The sequence below is a fragment of the Desulfotruncus arcticus DSM 17038 genome (assembly GCF_900113335.1).
Taxonomy (GTDB): domain Bacteria; phylum Bacillota; class Desulfotomaculia; order Desulfotomaculales; family Desulfallaceae; genus Desulfotruncus; species Desulfotruncus arcticus.
Genome location: NZ_FOOX01000013.1, coordinates 156,714 through 175,540, shown reverse-complemented (window position 1 = coordinate 175,540; position 18,827 = coordinate 156,714). Strand labels below are relative to the sequence as shown.

Sequence of the window (18,827 nt, the reverse complement as noted above, 5' to 3'; positions counted from 1 at the left end):
TACAGCTATTTCAAGGTCTTTTTCACCAAGGATTTTTTTAAGTTTATCGTTTTCTTTCTCTAACTGTTTAAATTCCTGATGCGATGGCACGTAAACGCCCATTTTCTTAGCATCACTTTTGGTATTCTGCCATGCTTTATGGTTAGACTCGCTGATCCAGCGGTATAGTGTTTTAACGTTAATTTCATTGCGTTTAGCTACTTGTACAACGTTGCCGATTTCTAATGCTTCCTTAATTAATTGGTCCTTATATTCTTTTGGGTATCTTTTTCCTTTCATGCTGCTTATCCCCTTCCCGTTAATTTTAGTTTATACCATCAGGGGACAAGACTCAATTCTCATAAAGGGGCTAAATAGATCCGACTTCAACCGCTCCTGGTTAGGGTAACCACACGGAGTCAAGGCGTTAAAGTCCTTGTGATGGTCTAACCCCCCTTAATAATTTTCTCCTACACATACTCTTAGGGTTTAAATTTTTGCATCCGAGAAGTTGTTTTTTATTTTTGTTCCGTAATTATCCAGGTACCATTTATGTTTTCTAATATATAAGTTGATTCATAGGGCTGACCAAGTTCCATTTGCATCACGTCTGAAGGATCACGCAGAAAAACTATTATCTTATCTTTGCCTCTCTCAATTACTTCAAAAGTGATGTCTTTTTCGTCCAGTTTTTCGCGCTCGTAAAATGGAAATATGGCAGCTAAATTACTCCACCCTTCGCAATTACTTTCATAAAACACCCCAAGTTTAGTAACGATCTCCGTTGAATAATGCTCAATCAATTTTAACTTTACGCTTTCAAAAGGAGGCTTTTCTATACCTTCCATTCTTTCTTTAATAGCCAAGTTAAGAATATCTACGGCTGTTTTCTCTGAATGGTAGATAATATCCTTAATTTCTGCATCAGTTAATAACTTTTCTTGCGATGTATTTTTTGCGTCTTGATTACTATCATCATTTGTTCCACATCCTGTGTTAATAGCAAACAAACTTAATATTATGGTAATTAATAATAACCTTTTTAAAATTATAATCACTCTCCTAATCATTTTTATGATAACCTCACCCTATCAACGTCAGGCTGCAGCCGTTCCTGGTTGGTGTAGCCATATGGGGCTAGGGATTATTGTAGGGATTTTTAACCTGCTATCCCCAATACCTAATGTCAATAATTATGTAGTAATTTCCACAGAGGTCGGTTTTTTCCTCCTCATATGTAAATTTTTCCACAATGTTGCAAGATAAAAATGCCTTATGCATCAGCAAATTCTCATCTACTGGTAGGCAAACTATTACCCCATAACAAAAAAATACCCTGCAAAACTTATTTGCAGGGCAGAAGGGGAATTAACCACATGTTATGCGGTAAAAACAATATGTCAAAGATTAAAAATTAAGCTATGATTTTCTTTAACTCTTCAGTCAGCACCGGAACAACTTCGAATAAATCTCCAACTATGCCATAATCGGCAACTTTAAAGATGTTGGCTTCTTCATCCTTGTTGATGGCTACGATGCATTTGGCTGAACTCATACCGGCCAGGTGTTGAATGGCACCGGAAATACCGCAGGCAATATATAATACGGGTGATACTGTTTTACCGGTTTGGCCTACTTGGAAGCTGTGGGATACCCAGCCGGCATTCACCGCGGCGCGGGAGGCGCCCACGGCTGCGCCGAGCACGTCGGCAAGTTCCTCTAATAATTTAAAGTTTTCCGGACCATTCATACCCCGGCCGTCGCTGACAATAACGTCGGAAATTTAAGGTTGAGTGGCCACTCGGAATTTGAATCCGTAACGAATGACTCCCTCTTCCTCATATATTTTTCTAAAAACAACCTCCACCGGCATGCCGATAGCATAACCTTCCTCGGGCGGGTTGACCAGCTGGGCGATAACCCGGGGTCCCTCTTCCAGCTCTACTATTGCTACCGGGTAACTGCCTTTGCATTTGGCTTCTTCCGCAAATTCCGGCGGGGCACCCCCTCCGGCTATTACCGTATTTGAATAAACCGTTCCTTTACCGCTGAGCTGTACGTATTCAAACTCGTTGCTCGCCTGGCAGTATTTACAAACAGCTTTGGGCGGAAAATTGATTTTACCGCATTTTTTGCATTTTTGCCCGGCCAGTCTGTAACGCTGGGCAACCGCCCTTTGATACATGGGAATGGATATATGAGCGCCCATTTTTTATCACCTGCCTCAGATACATCTTTTAAGCTTAAGGTAATAGATATAACTGATATATTTTTTATTTTCCAATAAGCTCTTTACCGGCCTGGTATTTTTACAAGCGCCGGATAGTTTAAAACTGATGGCGTGGCTCCCCGCGCCGGACCCGTATGAGCAGATCATGATTCTTTCGCCGCTGCGGGCATGGTCCAAAACATTGCATAAACCCAACATGGCTGAGCATGCTCCGGTATCGCCCACCAGGCTGAACACTTGGCCATAATTGAGCTGTTCTTCGCCAAAACCCATTTTCTTAGCCAGGGCGGCAGCGGTTTTAGCGTCGTTTTGGTGCAGCACCACGTGACTGTAATCATTGGGGGCTAATTGCATTTTCTGCAGCAGTCCCTGTGCCGCCCCTTTAATGATTTCATTGTAGACCTGGTTGGCATAAGTTTTTACGCCAATATCCCTGACTCCTGTTTCACCGGGCAGCCTGTAGCGAAGTCCCATCGCTTCCCCGGCCTGCGCATATACGCCCTCAAGCTCCAGACCCGGCTCGTCTTTGGCCAAAACAAAGGCGCACGCGCCTGCGCCGAACCCGTGCTCCAGATCTACGGCGGCAGCCGCCACTGGAGCATCGGCAACGATTACCAGGGCATATTTTTGTTCGGTTTGATCCAGCATCCCCATAGCCGATAAAAAGGCTTCGGTGCCCGCCAGGGTTGAATTGCCGTGCTGGCAGGTCAATATGTTATTGTTAAGGCCCAGCGCTTCAATGACTGTTCCCGCCATTATTTTTTCCGAGTAAGGAAAATTGGCCGAGGCCAGTGATAAGGCGCCAATTTGCGCGGGATCAAGGCCGGCCATAGCGTCTCTGGCTGCTTCAATGGCCATGGTAATTATATCTTCATCTACATCCATTACCGCTTTTTCTTTGAACGCGGCACTGCAGCTGCCCAGGGCACTGATGTATTCATCCCGCTTAATCCTTAGATAAGGCAGATACACCCCATAAGAGATTACGCTTTTATTCATCACTAGTCACCTCTCTGATAGACGAATACCGCTGCCGTTCCACCGGAACCGCCGACATTGTGAGACAGCGCAAACCTGGCGTTTTTAATCTGGCGGCTGGGTTCCTTGGCCTCATCCCGCAGCTGTTTAAATATTTCAACGGCCATGCCGCAGCCCGTAGCGCCAATGGGGTGTCCCTTGGCCTTTAAACCGCCGCTGGCGTTAACCGGCAATTTACCGTCGGGACGGGTATAGCCTTCCTCCAACAATTTGTGGCCTTGCCCCACCTTGCAAAAGCCCAGGTCGCCGTAAGCCATAATTTCAGCTATGGTAAAACAGTCATGCACTTCGGCAAAATCGATGTCCCTGGGACCAACACCGGCCTGTTTGTAGGCCTCGGCGGCGGCTTTTTGCGTTGCGGCCAGGCTGGTGATGGAATTTCTGTCGTGGATGGCCAGGTAATCGCTGGCCGCGCCAAAGCCCCTCAAATATACCGGTTTATCGGTAAAGCTTTTGGCTAATTTGGCGTTGCAAAGCAATACCACCGCAGCTCCGTCAGTGGTGGGGCTGCAGTCCCAAACGTTAAAGGGATGCGCAACCGGAACTCCTTTAAGTGCCTGTTCCATGGTTATTTCTTTACGAAACTGCGCCTTGGGGTTGGCCACGGCGTTGCGGTGGTTTTTAACCGCCACCATTGATAAATGCTCTCTTTGCATCCCGAAATCGTGCATGTACCTGGCCGCCATCAAGGCATAGATACCGGCAAAAGTTGAGCCGGCCAGACGCTCGTATTCAGTGTCCCCGGATACTCCCAGCCAGTAGCGGCCTTTGCTGGAAGATACGTCTCTCATTTTTTCCACGCCGGCGGCTATTACCAGGTCATATTTCCCTGACGCCACCGCGCACGCCGCAGTATGGAGTGAGTACCCCCCGCTGCCGCAGGCGTTTTCGATGCGAACCGCGTTAACGCTGGGCAAGCCCACGTGCCCCATCAGCAGCGGCGCCAGCTGCCCCAGCTGAAAACCGCTGCCGGCGCTTAAACAGCCGATATAAGCGGCCTGGATTTGCTGCGGTTCCAGTCCCTGATCCACACTCTGCAGCATCTCAAAATAAGCTTCGGCAAAAAGTTCTTTGACACCCTTGTTTGGATAATCACCATATTTTGTCTGGCCTGCTCCTATGATGGCCACGCCTTCCAATAGTGACACCTTCTTTCATCGTAAGCTGTGCAAGCTATATTTCAAATTCTTTAAGCAGTCTGCCGGCTATAACCATCCGCTGAATCTCGTTGGTTCCTTCATACAAACGGGTAATCCTGGCGTCACGGTAGAAGCGCTCCAGCGGAAACTCCTTCATGTAACCCATACCGCCGTAAACCTGAACCGCCTTGTCAGCCACCCTGGCCAGCGCCTCGGAAGCAAACATTTTTACCATCGGGCCCTCTTTCAATACCGGCAGCTTCTGATCAACCATCCAGGCCACCCGGTAGGTCAGAGCGCGGGCAGCTTCGGTATCGGTAGCCATTTCCGCCAGCATCCACTGAATGGCCTGGAAGGAGGAAATCGGCTTGCCGAATTGAACCCGCTGCTGGGCGTACCTGGCGCATAACTCCACCAGTTTGTCACAGGCGCCGACACAGCGGGCGCCAAGGGCGACCCGACCCTTGCTCAGGATTTTTAAAGCGCCGGCATAGCCCCGGCCAACTTCACCTATAACATTTTCTTTGGGAACTTCGCAATCCTCAAAAATTACCTCTGAAGTATGCGAGCCGCGCAAACCCATTTTCTTTTCAATGGTGCCGATGGAGAATCCGGGAAAGTCTTTTTCCACCAGGAAAGCCGTATAGCCCCCGCGGGTTCCTTTATCACGGTCGGTTACCGCGATGACGGTAAATACTTTGGCTTCCGGAGCATTGGTAATGAAGTGTTTAATGCCGTTTAAGATCCATTTGTCGCCTTTTAATACGGCATTGGTTTTCATGCTGGAAGCGTCCGATCCGGCATCGGGCTCGGTCAGGGCGAAAGCCCCCAGCGCGTCACCGCTGGCCATGTCGGGCAGGTATTTTTTCTTTAGTTCTTCACCGGCCATTTCCACAATGCCGGTGGAGCCGATACCCGTATGGGCGCCGATCAGGGTGGTAAAACTCATATTGGCCCGGCCCAGCTCCTCCAACAGCAGGCATTTGTCCAGCATGCTCAGGCCCAGCCCGCCGTATTCTTCAGGTATGCTCATGCCGAACAGGCCCATTTCTTTGGCCTGGTCGATCAGGTGCTGCGGAATCTGATCCTCTTCCTCAATTTGCTGAGCATATTTATCCACTTCATTATCAACGAAATCCCTGATGGTGCGCTTCATATCCCGAATCTCATCGGTAATGCTAAAATCCATAACCAGCACTCCTTTGTTTTTTCAATTGATTATTTACCTTTAAAATCAGCCTTGCGTTTCTCTAAAAAAGCCGAGGTTCCTTCGATCCGGTCCTCAGTGGCAAAAGCTATGGTCTGCGCAAATTTCTCAAACAATAATCCGGAATTAATGTCGGTATTGGCGCCCACGTTAATGGCGGTTTTAGCCAGGCTTACGGCCATCGGCCCTTTGGCGATAATCTTTTGAGCCATTTCCCTGGCCGCGGGCAGCAGGTCTTCCGGCTGCTCCACTACCTTGTTCACCAGACCGATTTCTTTGGCCTCTTGGGCGCTGATGATATCACCGGTAAAGATTAATTCTTTGGCTTTGCCGATACCAACAACCCTTTGCAGCCGCTGGGTCCCACCGGCCCCCGGAATAATGCCCAGGTTAACCTCGGGCTGGCCCAGCTTGGAACGCGCGGTGGCTATCCTGATATCACAGGCCATGGACAGCTCACACCCGCCACCGAGAGCAAACCCGTCTATAGCGGCTATCACCGGTTTTTCCAGGTTTTCAACATCGTTTAAAGATTCCTGGGCCTCACTTTTCAGTACTTCCAGGGTTTCACGTTCCCGCAGCGAACGAATATCGGCGCCGGAGGCAAAGGCCTTGCCGCCCGCACCGGTAATGATGACCACGCGCACTTCCCGGTCAAAGCGGCATTCTTTAATGGCTGCGCGTATTTCCGCCCAGGTTTGGGGGTCCAGCGCGTTGCGAACTTCCGGCCGGTTTAAAGTTATAAATGCTATATGTCCGTCTTTTTCCAGCAATAAATTTTTAAATTCCATCTTTGCCACCTCACTTAACATAATTTCATAATTATAGGTTTTCAATCACCGTGGCCATGCCCTGCCCACCCCCGACGCACAGGGTGGCCAGGCCCAGGCGGGAATTTCGCCGCTTCATTTCATATAACAAAGATACGCATAATCTGCAGCCCGTTGCCCCCAGCGGGTGCCCCATGGCAATGGCACCGCCGTTAACGTTGGTGATGGTTAAATCCAGGCCAAGTTCCCTGATGCAAGCCAGCGATTGCGATGCAAAGGCTTCGTTAAGTTCTATCAAATCAATGTCGTGCAAACTCAAATTTAATTTGCCCATTATCTTTCTAACTGCCGGTATGGGACCAACCCCCATATAACGAGGATCAACAGCTACAGCGCTGAAACCCAACAGTTTGGCCAGCGGAGTCAGCCCCAGTTCATTAACCGCTTCGGCCGATGCCAGCACAGTAACCGCCGCGCCGTCGTTTCTACCGCAGGAGTTCCCGGCCGTCACCGTACCGCCCGGCTTAAAAGCTGGTTTCAATTTGGCCAGTGCTTCTATTGTTGTTTCCGGGCGGACATGCTCATCAGTATCAAACATGTAGGTATTCTTCTTAAACTTCACTTCCACAGGAATAATCTCATCTTTAAACTTGCCCTCTTTAATGGCTCTGGTGGTAAACTGGTGGCTGCGCAATGAGAATTCGTCCTGGTCCTCGCGAGAAATTTGGTATTTTTCCGCCACATTTTCCGCGGTCATGCCCATTCCCAGATCGTAGCCGTATACCTCCTGCGGCTGGGCTCCGGTGGCGCCCTCCTGGTTGGAATCAATCAATTGGATCGGCTTATCGTTCCATCTGGCGTTACGGAGATAATGGGGAGCCCTACTCATATTTTCAGCTCCGCCAACAACTACCACGTCACATTCCCCTGCCGCCACCCGTAAAAACCCGCTGTACATAGCTTCCATGGCCGAGGCACATAACCTGTTGATGGTGTATGCCGGCACTTCCTCAGGCAGGCCGGCCCTTAAAGCGGCCACTCTGGCCATGTTGGCCGATTCAGTGCTCTGACGGACTTCGCCCATAATTACTTCATCAACCTTTTCCGGGGCTACCCCCGCCCTTTGTAAAGCCTCTTTGACGACAACGGCCCCCATCTCGCCGGTGGTAATCAGCCTCAGGCTGCCGCCGTAACGGCCAATAGCCGTACGAACGGCGCTGACGATAAATACATCTTTCAATTCTCCAACCTCCCGATTATTATGCCTATAAAAAATAGCATGGCAATGGACGGGTAAATGCTCCGGCCATTGCCATTACCCGGGTCATCTATTTACAGTACTCATAAAAACCTTGACCGGTTTTACGTCCCCATTCTTTCTTGACAAATTTCTCCACAACTACTGGTGAGGGCTTATATTTAGGATCGCCGGTCTCCTGATAGCGTTCCATTCCGACATAGTAACTCAGGTCAATGCCTGTCAGATCCATCAGCCTGAACGGGCCCATGGGATGCCCCAAAGCGTGTACCACCGCGGTATCAATGTCTTCAGGGGTGGCCACGCCCATATCGTAAATATAAAGAGCTTCCGTTTTAATCGCCGACACAACGCGGTTAACCAGGAAACCATAAATTTCTTTTTGCAAAACAACAGGCACTTTACCCATTTTTTTACAAACACCCACTGCAACTTCAACAGTCTCATCCGCTACATGGGGTCCTTTAACCACTTCCACAAGTTTCATTACCAGCGCAGGATTAAAGAAGTGCATGTTGCAGACCTTCTCAGGCCGCCCGGTTACGTCAGCAATTTTAGAGCTGATAATATAGGAGCTGTTGGTGGCCAGAATGGCATGGGGGGGGCAAATTTTATCCAGATCGGCAAATATCTTGCGTTTAAGCTCTAATTTTTCAATTGCCGCCTCGATAACCATGTCGGCATCTTTGGCTGCCTCCGCCAAGCTTGCGGTAAAAGTAAGCCTGGCCCGGGCCGCTTTGGCATCCTCCTCGGCAAGTTTCCCCTTGGCCACTCTTTCCGGCAGGTAGGTATCAGCAAAATTTTCAGCCTTTTGCAATATCTCCCGGTTAATATCGGTACAAATTACCGTATAACCGGCCAGTGCGGCGGAAAGGGATATTTGGTGTCCCATATTGCCCGCCCCGATAACACAAATTGTTTTAACCTCAAAATTTGGCATTTTTCTACACTCCCTTTTTACTTTTCATTCCTGCAGGAAATAAGCGTTAAGCTAGATTTTTTTGTTGGTTTTAGTCCAGATTTTCATTTTCTCAGCCTGTTTGATCAGATCTTCCCGGTATTCCGGATCAGCGACGCTAATCAGCATTTCAGCCCTGTGCCAGGTTGCTTTCCCCTTTAAATTCACTTTACCATGCTCAGTAACCACGTATTGAACGACCGACCTGGGCAAAGTCACAATATTGCCGGGAGTAATGGTTGGCACAATCCTCGATACCACGGTGTCTTGGACCCGTTTGGTGGAGCTCAGGCAGATAAAGGATTTCCCGCCCCGGGAACGAAAAGCGCCATAAACAAAGTCGAACTGTCCGCCCGTTCCCGATATCTGCCGCGAGCCAACTGATTCGGAGCACACCTGGCCGTATAAGTCTATCTCAATGGCATTATTAATTGATATCTGTTTGTCATTTTGGGCAATTACGCCGGCCGAGTTGGTATAATCAACAGGGTAAATGGCGCAGGCGGGATTGTTATGCACAAAGTCATATAGCCTCTGATTGCCCATGGCGAAAGAAAATACCATTTTAAAACGGTCTATCGACTTCCTGGCGCCCGTTATTTTCCCCTGTTCATACAAATCGACGAAAGAAGCGCACAGCATTTCACTGTGTACCCCCAGATCTTTTAAATCTGATTCGGCCAGCATCCGGCCAATCGTGTTGGGCATCCCGCCAATGCCCAATTGCAGGCAGGCCCCGTCTTCGATTTCTCCTACTATTAAAGAAGCTATTTTTTTATCTACTTCCGATGCAGGGTGAGAGGACACCTCAATTAAGGGATTGTCATTCCCCTCAACAATATAATCAACATCAGATATATGAATGCTCTCCTGATCCCCTCCGAGACAGCGGGGCGCATTCCGATTGACTTCAACAATAACTGTTTCCGCTACCTCACAGGCCGCCCTCTCATAGGAGTTGGAAACACTGAAGTTAAAATACCCATTTTCATCCATAGGGGTGGTAACCATCATGGCCACTCTGGGTGTTTCAGCTTGGCCTGTTCTTATACTAACAGGTGATTCCCCGTATAAGCCGGGTATATAGTAAGCCCTGCCGTCATCCTGCAGCTTCCTGTCATTGCCGCTGAAAAAGCCATTGTTATAGATAAAATGTTTTTGATCGGCATCCACCAAAGCCACTTTTACCGGGTGAACTGCGCATACCCCTCTTATTTTTACTCCGGTTAATTCATCTTTTCTTTTGGCCAGCGCTTCGTCCAATACCACCGGCGTCATGGCAAAATGGCTGTACGCCACCCAATCGCCTGATTTAACCACTTTCACCGCTTCATCCGCTGAAACAAGCTTTTTATTGTACTCGTCTATATATCCCATAGAAATAACTCCCTTGCTGTCTCTAATTATTGATTAACCGACCCATTCCCAGATTGCCGCAGCCCCCTGCCCGTGGCCGATACACATGCTTTCAACCGCATATTTGGCCCCGTAATAAGGCATTTCGTGCATAATCGTAGTGGCAATGCGAGCGCCGGTGCAGCCCAGGGGGTGACCCAGAGCGATACCGCTGCCCCGGGGATTTAACAGCGGGTGATTTCTGATGCCAAGTTCCTCGGTGCAATAAACTGCCTGAGAGGCAAAAGCCTCGTTAATTTCCCACAGATCAATCTGCTCCCCGGTCATGCCCGCTTGCTTTAATGCTTTGGGTATGGCCACGGCCGGCCCAATGCCCATAATGGCAGGATCTACGCCAACTACTGCATAAGTCACCAGCTTCATTTTGGGTTTGAGGCCTAATTCTTTGATCTTTTCTTTACCGGCAACCAGCAGAACTGCCGCCGCGTCATTGGTCTGGCTGGCGTTCCCGGCAGTTACCGTAGCCTGCTCATCCTGCATAAACACCGGCTTTAACTTGGCCAGTGTTTCCAGGCTGGTACCGGGTCTGATGCCCTGGTCGCGGTCTACCACCATCTTTTGAGTTCCCCCGTCATCGGTGGGAGCATCTGCTTCAATGGGTAAAATCTCCGGTTTAAATAAGCCTTCTACGGTGGCCTTGTGGGCCTTGGCATGGCTTTCCACCGCCATTTGGTCCTGTTTTTCCCTGCTGATATTAAATCTGCGGGCAACCATCTCGGCCGTATAACCCATGGAACTCATATTGGGATCGGCAAATTCGCCCAGCCTGGGGTTGGGATCGGCGCCCGCGCCCATGGGAATATGCGTCATATGCTGAACTCCGCCGGCAATAATCAGGTCGGCCCACCCCATGGCTATGGTTGACACTGCAAAGGCGATAGTCTGGAGACCCGAGGAGCAAAAACGGTCCACCGTGCAACCGGGCACACTATAGGGCATGCCGGCCATAATAGTGGCATAACGGCCGATATTGCCCCCCATTTCTTTCATTAATGCCGTTCCGCCTAAAATAACATCGTCAACCTGCTCCCGCTTTTTCCCGGTGATTTCAGCCCGCTCCAATACCTCATTAATTACCAGGGCAGCCAGGTCGTCGGCCCTTTTGTTGGCAAACCAGGATTTTTTTCCTGCTTTGGCGATAGCCGTCCGGACACCTTCAACCAAATAAACCTCTCTCATCTATTTACAGACCTCCTCGCCGAAGTTTTTGTTTGATTAACTGACGATAAATGCTTCCTCCGGGCATTCAAGGGCAGAGACGTCTGCATTTTTAATCAGTTCGGCCTGGTAATAAACGTTGGGCAATATATTGTTGATGAAAAATTTAGCGGAGTTAACCTTGCCCGCGTAATAAGTATAATCATGGTGGTCAGTGCCAAGCTCTTCAATTTTACGTTTGGCCAGTATGGCCTGGTCCAAAATAGATTCAGCCGCAAACAACTGGGCGCAGCAGGTTAGCACCCGGAGAGCATATAAAGGTATTAAATGGCCTTTTTGAGTCTTGTCTGCGTAATAAGCGGAGTAAAGCTCTTTGATTTCAGCCACGCATTGATAAGCTTTCGCCAGCCGGTTAAATTCAGCGCCAAATCCCTCATTATTTTTGTTAGTTTCGATAAACTCTTTCCTGTCATTCATCCAGTTGGCAAAAGGCACGCCGTCGCCCATTCTCATTTTCCTGCCCACCAGGTCCATGGCATGAATAAATGAGGTTCCTTCCCAAATCGATAAAATCTTAACGTCCCTGGCGTACTGTGAAACGGGATATTCTTCAGTATAGCCCACGCCGCCGTATACCTGGATAGCCTGACCGATCATCTGCCAGGCAGTTTCAGCGGCATAAGTTTTAATCAATGGAGTTAAGATTTCCGCCAGCCCCTGGCACCTTTTAGCCTTTTCTTTGTCGGAACTATGTTCGGCAATGTCCAAATAATAAAAACCCCTGAAGATCATGGCCCTGATACCTTCCACCTGGGCTTTCATTTCCAGCAGTATTCTTTTGACATCTTCATGTTTAATCAGAGGTACACGACCTGCCTTGGGATTGGTAAAAAGACGTCCCTGGATGCGCTCGGTGGCATATTTGGCGGCAAAGTAATAAGCAGCGGCCATTTGGGACAGAGCATTATGACCGGTCCCGATGCGGGACTCATTCATCATGTGGAACATCATGGACAAACCTTTGGAAGCCCCTTCGCTGTCCGCGGGACTGCCGACCAAAATACCGCGGCAGTTATCGTTTTCTCCGAAACTAAGCATTGCTGTAGCGGAAGCTTTTAAACCCATTTTGTGCTCAACGCCGATACAAACAACATCGTTAGGTTCGCCAAGACTGCCATCTTCGTTAACCCATATTTTGGGAACAATATACAGTCCCAGTCCCTTTGAGCCTGGTGCGCCACCTTCCGGACGGGCCAGGACCATGTGAATAATATTCTCGGAAAGATCAACTTCACCGCCAGTAATAAACATTTTGGTGCCCTTAATTTTATAAATTCCGGGGTCGTCAGTAGGGTATGCCCTGGTTGTAGAATCTCCAACATCCGAACCGGCGTTGGGCTCGGTTAAACACATGGTGCCGCTCCACTGCCCGTTGAGCATGTTTTCAATAAACATTTCCCTATCCTGATCAGTGCCGAATCTATAAATCAGGTTGGCTGCGCCTGTAGTCAACTTGATGTAGGAAGTTAAGGCCGGGCAGGCGGCCATCAGCATTTCATTGTAGGCTCTGTACAACGTTAAGGGCATCAATTCATCAGAACCCAGCGATTCATTGGCCGATCCCCAGCCGTTTTCCTGTAAAAACTTATACGCCTCAATATAAGCGGGAGGCAGTGTAACTTTGCCGTTTGCAAATTTTAAGCCAATTTCGTCGCCTTCTTTGTTAATGGGGAAAACAACTTCTTTGGCCATTTTGTAAACTTCGTTTAAAATAAAATCAATATCATCTTTCTCATAATTGTCCTTAAACCGATCAAGTCCAAAAACCTCATCCATATCAAGCCATTCATTTAATATAAACTTTAAATCCCTGATGTCATATGCAAATTCAGCCATTATTAAAACCCTCCCCAATTTACCCAAAAACATAGTTCAGTTTTAAGAGTTAAGCCCTGCTGCAGGAGACCATTTCCATATTTGATATAGACTACATCCCCCCCACTATAAATCCGGAAAATTGTTTTATTATATTGTTTTAATACTTAGTGAGCAAAACGCATGCCACGTTATTAAGAATAGTTAACTGCCGCCATTAATTTGAAAAACCCTTGGGAAATGGGAGATTTGTGTTGATAAATATCTGTCCGGGATAATAAGCAACCCTTGAGCGTTTCATTATGTAACCGTCAGGTTACTGAATAAAACATTGAGATATAAAAAAACCGCCGCTTATGGCGGCATGTGATAAGGAAGTAATGGAACACTGTCCGAAAAACGCTTTGAGAGCTATCAAAAATTGCAACGGGAAGTATCATACGCCGGATTAAATGCCCGCCAGCTTGAAAACGAGAAACTCAATAGAATGTTCGGCGGCAAGGGTGAAATGAAACAATTAAAGAAGCATATTAAAGACAAGAACAATAGATAAATACGAAAGGAGCGTTGTCTTATCCCTAAAGGTGCATTGGAGTCGGTATTGTGCGTAGCAAGGGCTATCGCATAATCCAAATATGAGGATAGTCCTTGCGTAATCCTATTTTTTGATTATTATAGGAGGCGCACAATGGGCTATAAAAATGCAATCTGTGTATTGCCAGATGATTTGATTATGGCAATACAACAACATATTGACGGCGAATATCTTTATATTCCTCGTAAAGAAGAAAACAAAAAAGGCTGGGGCGAATTAAGTAATAGTAGACAATTGCTTGACGAACGTAATGCAACCATTTTTACGGAATACCAGCGTGGTACACCTGTCCCGCAACTGGCAAATAAGTTCTATTTGTCGCCCAAGACTGTATATAAGATATTATCCGAAATGAAGAAATGATAAATATACCTTAAAGGCGGCATGGCAGATTTGTCATGTCGCCTTTTTGCTTCTGTATCGTTCAGTAGGGAGCTTTTATAAAAGGAACGGGATATAATTTAACTATGCAAAAGCAATAAAGCAAATAAAAGATAAGGAGCAATTACAATGGAGTATCCAATAAGCCAAAAGTACAATACCCCCGAATTACTGGCTACGGCCATGGGGCCTAACCCATTCAAATTGCAGGAAGAAATGCTGCTAAATCATAAAATCCCTGCCGGAAGTCTCGTCTGCGACCTCGGAAGTGGGCAAGGGCATACAAGTGTTATGCTCGTAAAAGATTATGGCTTCAAGGTTTACGCCGCCGATTTGTGGAGTGAGCCGCAGGAAAACCGTAGTTTTTTTTATAAAATGGGATTAACCCTTGAACAGATTACACCCGTTAAGGCTGACGCCACCGCCTTGCCCTTTGAAAAAGAATTTTTCGATGCGGTAGTCAGCACAGATTCCTATAACTTTTGGGGACGTGACCCAAAATACTTGGACGAAAAACTACTGCCCTTTGTCAAACACGGTGGATATATTTACTGCTGCGTACCCGGCCTGAAAAAAGATTGCCATGATAACCTGCCGAAAGAATTGCTTCTCTCGTGGACACCGGAGCAGCTTGCCTATCTGCGTGATATTGCTTATTGGACGGAAATAGTGAATAGCAGCCGTGATGCAGAGGTAATTTCCATATACGAGATGGAAAGCAACGAGAACGTTTGGGTGGATTGGCTGAACCAAGAAGAAAATGAGATTGCGGTTCATTGCCGCAAAACAATGGACGCAGGCGGCGGGAAATATCTGAATTTTATTGCTTTCGTACTACGGAAAAAATAATAGCGCCGGACGCTACCGCCTATGCAAAAGAGAGATAAAGCAGTGAAAAGAACCCTAAAAATAGCTTCCACTCCAAAATGCCGCCAGACAACGGAAATAAAAAAAACCGTTGTCATGGTGGCTGAATAATAACGAGTTTACCCCGTTCCGCAATATCATCAACGAATGGTATTGCCGCGATACCAGCAAGAAGATCCGCGCCGTGTTCAAGGCAAAGGGACAAGCCGGGGAGCATCTGTCCCCCCATCCTCCCTACGGATACCGGAAAGACCCAGCAAATCCCAAGCAGTGGCTCGTGGACGAGGAAGCCGCTCAGGTGGTACAAAGGATTTTTGATCTGTGCGTCGCGGGTTTAGGCCCCACGCAGATTGCCCGGCGGCTGACAAAAGATGGCATCCTTACTCCTACCGCTTATTTGCAGCAGCAGGGGCAGAAGACGACCAATCCCGTTCCCGCCGATCCCTGCCGCTGGGTCACGGAAACGTCAAGCGGATTCTGGGGCGGATGGAATACCTGGGGCATACGGTGAATTTCAAAACGTCTTGGAAGTCCTACAAAAGCAAAAAGAAGCTGGAAAATCCGCCGGAAGACCGCCGCGTGTTTGAAAACACCCATCCGGCCATCATCGAACAGGTGCAATGGGACAGGGTGCAGGAACTTCGGAAGAACAAGCGCAGGCCGACCAAAACAGGCAGGACAAGCATGTTCTCAGGCTTGCTCTACTGCGCGGACTGCGGGGAAAAGCTACGGCGTAGCCTTCCGGCCACACCGTTCCCTGTTAACAATACTTCCTTATTGACGCCCGCCGTGTACGACGGTTTTATTGCATCAATCAATCTAGCAATCAATCAAGCAATTTAATCAGGCATATTTTTACGGTACAAGCTATTTATCTAATCACGGCTTTATCCAGTGTCTTAAACTTACGCCATAAAGTTGTCCTACTGGCACCAATCAATTCGGAAATTTCCTTAATACTGGCTCCTGTAGAAAGAAGATATTCAATAACTTGCATTTCCATATCTTCTAATTTACCAATTTTTAAAGTTATTAAGTTCTCATCATCTGTACGGACTTTATAAATCTTTCTAATTTTCTCATTTATTAACTTATCAACTAAGCTATCACAATTTTGGTTTGGCTCAGATAAAAGAACATATTTGTGAATTACATTTTGCAGTTCTCTAATATTCCCGGGCCAATCATATTTTTTAAGCTTGCCCAGGGCTGACTCCGATAAACCATGAACATGTTTTTTCTCTTCAAAAACAAATACTTTTATAAATTGGTCAGCCAGCAGATCAATATCTTCTTTTCTTACACGCAATGGGGGTATGTCGAGATTCAACACTTCCAGGCGATGGTACAAATCACTGCGAAAATTCCCTTCTGCCACAATCTGGTAAAGTTCATAATTAGTTGCTGCAATAATCCTAACGTCTACAGGTATAACCCTGTCACTGCCAAGTCTCATTATTTCCCGTTCCTGTAAAACGCGTAATAGACGGGCCTGCACAGGTAATGTCATCTCACCAATTTCATCTAAAAATATGGTGCCGCCGTGCGCCATTTCAAAAAGGCCAATTTTACCACCTTTTTTAGCCCCGGTAAAGGCGCCTTCCTCATAGCCGAAAAGCTCACTCTCGAGCAAATTTTCCGGCAGCGCGGCACAGTTTATCGCCACAAACGGAGCTTTGCGCCTATCGCTTGCATTATGAATACTTTGGGCAAATAGTTCTTTTCCAGTCCCGCTTTCCCCGCCAATTAACACTGTTGCATTGGCAGCGGCAAATTTTTTGGCACTTTTTATTGTATCTTTCAACACCTGGCTGCGCCCGATAATATCATCAAAAGTGTGTTTGGCATACAAACCTTTTTTAAATAACTGCCGCCGTAAATTTTGTTCCATAACCTGAATTCTGTCCGCACTCTGAAAGAGAATAAGCAAATCTTTTTCCTTATCGTCTACAGATAAAGGCATACTGCTAACCCAAAACTGTTTTCTTCCTATTTCTTTAAATGCTTCTTCGCCTTCGGTACCGTTAAACAGATTGCCCAAAACTGATGATTGACGCAACTCCTCAACATTCTTACCGATAAATTGGCTGACATCGGTTTCTAACAGGTTTTGGGCGGCCGGATTAATAAAAGATATTCTATTGAATTCATCAATAATAAGAATGCCGTCATTACTGGCCTCCAGTACAGAACTAAACCTTTTAGTGCGCTCCTGGTTCCTGCGAATACCATGTACTAATTCTATGGCCCGTTTCATTGAGCTGTATATTGCATCATAACCGGATTTAACAAGGACAGCGTTAATTCCCGCCCCCTTGGCCATTTTATAGATACACAAACCCGTACTAACTATAACGTCGGCATCGGACCTTAACATTTTAGAGGCCTGCTCTTCCATTTCAAATGAATCGCTGTAAGGGTAGCAATCAACTTCAATGTCAAGAATTTTGGTTATAGTTTCAAAATCAGGACAGAAATCTTGCTTTCTGTGGCCCAGGAAAGCTATTTTTTGACCCATTTTCTTAGCGGCATAAAAGGCTTGCAGGATATCGAAAGATGTAATTTCAATTAATACTACAGGTACAGAAATGGCTTTTTTAATCTTTTGACCTGTAACACCCCTGCTAATAATAACATCTACACCCTGATGTTCAAATTGATAGGCTAAAGAAACGCCTTCTTCAAGAATACCTTCTTTTATTTGCAAATCCAGCATCATTTCACCGGCTATTTTATTGATATAACCAGATAACTCCTGATAAGTGGATATTACACCAATCTTTACGTCAGTCACAGCTTACCCCCCTTTTTTTAAAATTAATTATTTACCTTAGCTAACCATAGACTTTTTTATTTTTCTAAAAATTCAATCATTATTTACTATATTATTCAATCTCAAAATTACTGGCTTCCGCATTCAATTCATTGGCAGTCTCACTTATATCTCTGATACTTTGATCAATTTCTTCAATGGAAGACACCTGTGTTTCAGATACTGCCAATATTTCTCCGGAGTGCTGTTCCATTTGGGTTATTTTGTCTTGAATGCTTTTAAGTTTTTCATTAATGTCTTTTACCGAACCCGCAGTTCTTAAAGCCAATTTTCTAATCTCTTCGGCGACAACGTTAAAACCCCTGCCCATATCTCCAGCCCTGGCTGCCTCTATTGCGGCGTTAAGACCAAGTAGGTGGGTCTGCTGGGTTATTTCTTCAACCAGTGCCAGAATATCGTCCATATGCCTGGTTTCCTGCCCAATTAGCTGGGAATTCTGAACTAACTGCGCAGCCTCAGCCACCAGCTGTTGCGAAGAGGCCACTAGGTTTGAAGTATTATCAGATATCCCTTCAATAGATTGATTTAACTCCGAAGACATTCTTGCAAATTTTTCCTGTTTGACAGCCAAACTTATAGTAACCATCGAGCCAATTACCTGGCCTGAATTGTTATTAATGGGAATAGCGGTGGCAATATATGGCTGGCCATATAAATTAGCCGGAACCAAAGTAACCATTCTTTCACCGGTTTCCATCGCTTTATGGGTAGAACTCCCCGGCTTTACAGGATCTCCTGGTTTGACTCCTAATTGTGACACCTGACTGGGAATAACAAAAATGAATTTTTCTTTATCAGTGATCGCCCTGCTGACATTTGGGCCGTAAAGATCAAAAAAATAAGGGGCATACTCAATCAAGTGGTCAAGTAAGGATTTATGCGAATCGACCGGTAAATCATCACCAATAAGCTCTTCTTCCTTCATTGCGGTTGGTTGGTTGTTAATAACCGTATCTAATTGTTTATCCATATCTGTCTTTTAAATTGAACCTTTTTTTGGAACCCCGGCAGCATCATCATTCCCCTTTTTTCCAGTTAATTTTTAAAATTTTACGATTACTCTTGCAAAAAAGGTGCCTTACCGCTACGCCACGGGGACGGTTCCATCGCTTTCCCTTCGGTC

19 protein-coding genes and 1 pseudogene are annotated in these 18,827 nt (G+C 46.6%); 5 read left to right on the top strand and 15 right to left on the bottom strand.

Annotation, left to right across the window (positions count from 1 at the left end):
* The 13 genes and pseudogenes from BM056_RS17290 to BM056_RS17230 all read right to left on the bottom strand — a co-directional run.
* Positions 1-279 (bottom strand): transposase (locus BM056_RS17290; RefSeq protein ID WP_092472712.1); only part of this gene is annotated, 279 nt, incomplete at its 3' end.
* 218 nt (positions 280-497) lie between these two features.
* The gene (locus BM056_RS17285) at positions 498-1,037 is read right to left on the bottom strand and encodes a hypothetical protein (protein WP_131820780.1); all 540 of its coding nucleotides are present in this window, start codon (positions 1,035-1,037) and stop codon (positions 498-500) included.
* A gap of 356 nt (positions 1,038-1,393) precedes the next feature.
* Positions 1,394-1,759, bottom strand: a pseudogene (locus tag BM056_RS27780) (electron transfer flavoprotein subunit alpha/FixB family protein); the annotation flags it as partial.
* Between the two features lie 3 nt (positions 1,760-1,762).
* On the bottom strand, positions 1,763-2,164 hold the full coding sequence (locus BM056_RS27775; protein ID WP_238456517.1) for a Zn-ribbon domain-containing OB-fold protein: 402 nt from the start codon (positions 2,162-2,164) through the stop codon (positions 1,763-1,765).
* Between the two features lie 39 nt (positions 2,165-2,203).
* A complete protein-coding gene (locus BM056_RS17270; protein WP_238456516.1) occupies positions 2,204-3,208 on the bottom strand; it encodes a hydroxymethylglutaryl-CoA synthase in 1,005 nt (334 codons plus the stop codon).
* A 2-nt stretch (positions 3,209-3,210) separates the two neighbouring features.
* Positions 3,211-4,377 carry a thiolase domain-containing protein gene (locus BM056_RS17265; RefSeq protein ID WP_238456522.1) on the bottom strand — a complete coding sequence of 389 codons (1,167 nt, stop codon included), beginning with the start codon at positions 4,375-4,377 and terminating at the stop codon, positions 3,211-3,213.
* 43 nt (positions 4,378-4,420) lie between these two features.
* A complete protein-coding gene (locus BM056_RS17260; protein ID WP_092472700.1) occupies positions 4,421-5,575 on the bottom strand; it encodes an acyl-CoA dehydrogenase family protein in 1,155 nt (384 codons plus the stop codon).
* Positions 5,576-5,604: 29 nt separating this feature from the next.
* A complete protein-coding gene (locus BM056_RS17255) occupies positions 5,605-6,384 on the bottom strand; it encodes an enoyl-CoA hydratase-related protein (protein WP_092472740.1) in 780 nt (259 codons plus the stop codon).
* 31 nt (positions 6,385-6,415) lie between these two features.
* Positions 6,416-7,603, bottom strand: coding sequence for a thiolase family protein (locus BM056_RS17250; protein WP_092472698.1), 1,188 nt, complete (start codon positions 7,601-7,603; stop codon positions 6,416-6,418).
* An 88-nt stretch (positions 7,604-7,691) separates the two neighbouring features.
* On the bottom strand, positions 7,692-8,561 hold the full coding sequence (locus tag BM056_RS17245; RefSeq protein WP_092472696.1) for a 3-hydroxyacyl-CoA dehydrogenase family protein: 870 nt from the start codon (positions 8,559-8,561) through the stop codon (positions 7,692-7,694).
* A 51-nt stretch (positions 8,562-8,612) separates the two neighbouring features.
* On the bottom strand, positions 8,613-9,956 hold the full coding sequence (locus BM056_RS17240; protein WP_092472694.1) for an acetyl-CoA hydrolase/transferase family protein: 1,344 nt from the start codon (positions 9,954-9,956) through the stop codon (positions 8,613-8,615).
* A 33-nt stretch (positions 9,957-9,989) separates the two neighbouring features.
* Positions 9,990-11,174 (bottom strand): thiolase family protein, encoded by a 1,185-nt coding sequence (locus tag BM056_RS17235; protein ID WP_092472692.1) that lies wholly within the window; start codon positions 11,172-11,174, stop codon positions 9,990-9,992.
* 36 nt (positions 11,175-11,210) lie between these two features.
* Complete coding sequence (locus tag BM056_RS17230) at positions 11,211-13,049, bottom strand: acyl-CoA dehydrogenase (RefSeq protein WP_092472690.1); 1,839 nt, start codon at positions 13,047-13,049, stop codon at positions 11,211-11,213.
* A 400-nt stretch (positions 13,050-13,449) separates the two neighbouring features.
* Between BM056_RS17230 and BM056_RS27340 the strand changes: the two genes are divergently transcribed.
* The 5 genes from BM056_RS27340 (at position 13,450) to BM056_RS26945 (ending at position 15,714) form a co-directional block, all read left to right on the top strand.
* Positions 13,450-13,581: a hypothetical protein gene (locus BM056_RS27340; RefSeq protein ID WP_274377563.1), complete on the top strand. Its 132-nt coding sequence runs from the start codon at positions 13,450-13,452 to the stop codon at positions 13,579-13,581.
* Between the two features lie 135 nt (positions 13,582-13,716).
* Positions 13,717-13,986 carry a CD3324 family protein gene (locus BM056_RS17225; RefSeq protein WP_092472687.1) on the top strand — a complete coding sequence of 90 codons (270 nt, stop codon included), beginning with the start codon at positions 13,717-13,719 and terminating at the stop codon, positions 13,984-13,986.
* Between the two features lie 147 nt (positions 13,987-14,133).
* On the top strand, positions 14,134-14,853 hold the full coding sequence (locus BM056_RS17220) for an SAM-dependent methyltransferase (RefSeq protein WP_092472685.1): 720 nt from the start codon (positions 14,134-14,136) through the stop codon (positions 14,851-14,853).
* Between the two features lie 109 nt (positions 14,854-14,962).
* Complete coding sequence (locus tag BM056_RS26950; RefSeq protein ID WP_238456515.1) at positions 14,963-15,382, top strand: recombinase family protein; 420 nt, start codon at positions 14,963-14,965, stop codon at positions 15,380-15,382.
* The gene (locus BM056_RS26945; RefSeq protein ID WP_353740152.1) at positions 15,358-15,714 is read left to right on the top strand and encodes a recombinase family protein; all 357 of its coding nucleotides are present in this window, start codon (positions 15,358-15,360) and stop codon (positions 15,712-15,714) included. Before BM056_RS26950 ends, BM056_RS26945 begins: the two co-directional genes overlap by 25 nt.
* Before the next feature lie 28 nt (positions 15,715-15,742).
* Here the strand turns inward: BM056_RS26945 and BM056_RS17210 are convergent, their stop codons facing one another.
* Together BM056_RS17210 and BM056_RS17205 are read right to left on the bottom strand one after the other, a co-directional pair.
* Positions 15,743-17,665: a sigma 54-interacting transcriptional regulator gene (locus tag BM056_RS17210; protein ID WP_092472683.1), complete on the bottom strand. Its 1,923-nt coding sequence runs from the start codon at positions 17,663-17,665 to the stop codon at positions 15,743-15,745.
* Positions 17,666-17,756: 91 nt separating this feature from the next.
* Positions 17,757-18,674, bottom strand: coding sequence for a methyl-accepting chemotaxis protein (locus tag BM056_RS17205; RefSeq protein WP_092472681.1), 918 nt, complete (start codon positions 18,672-18,674; stop codon positions 17,757-17,759).
* Positions 18,675-18,827 lie beyond the last annotated feature (153 nt).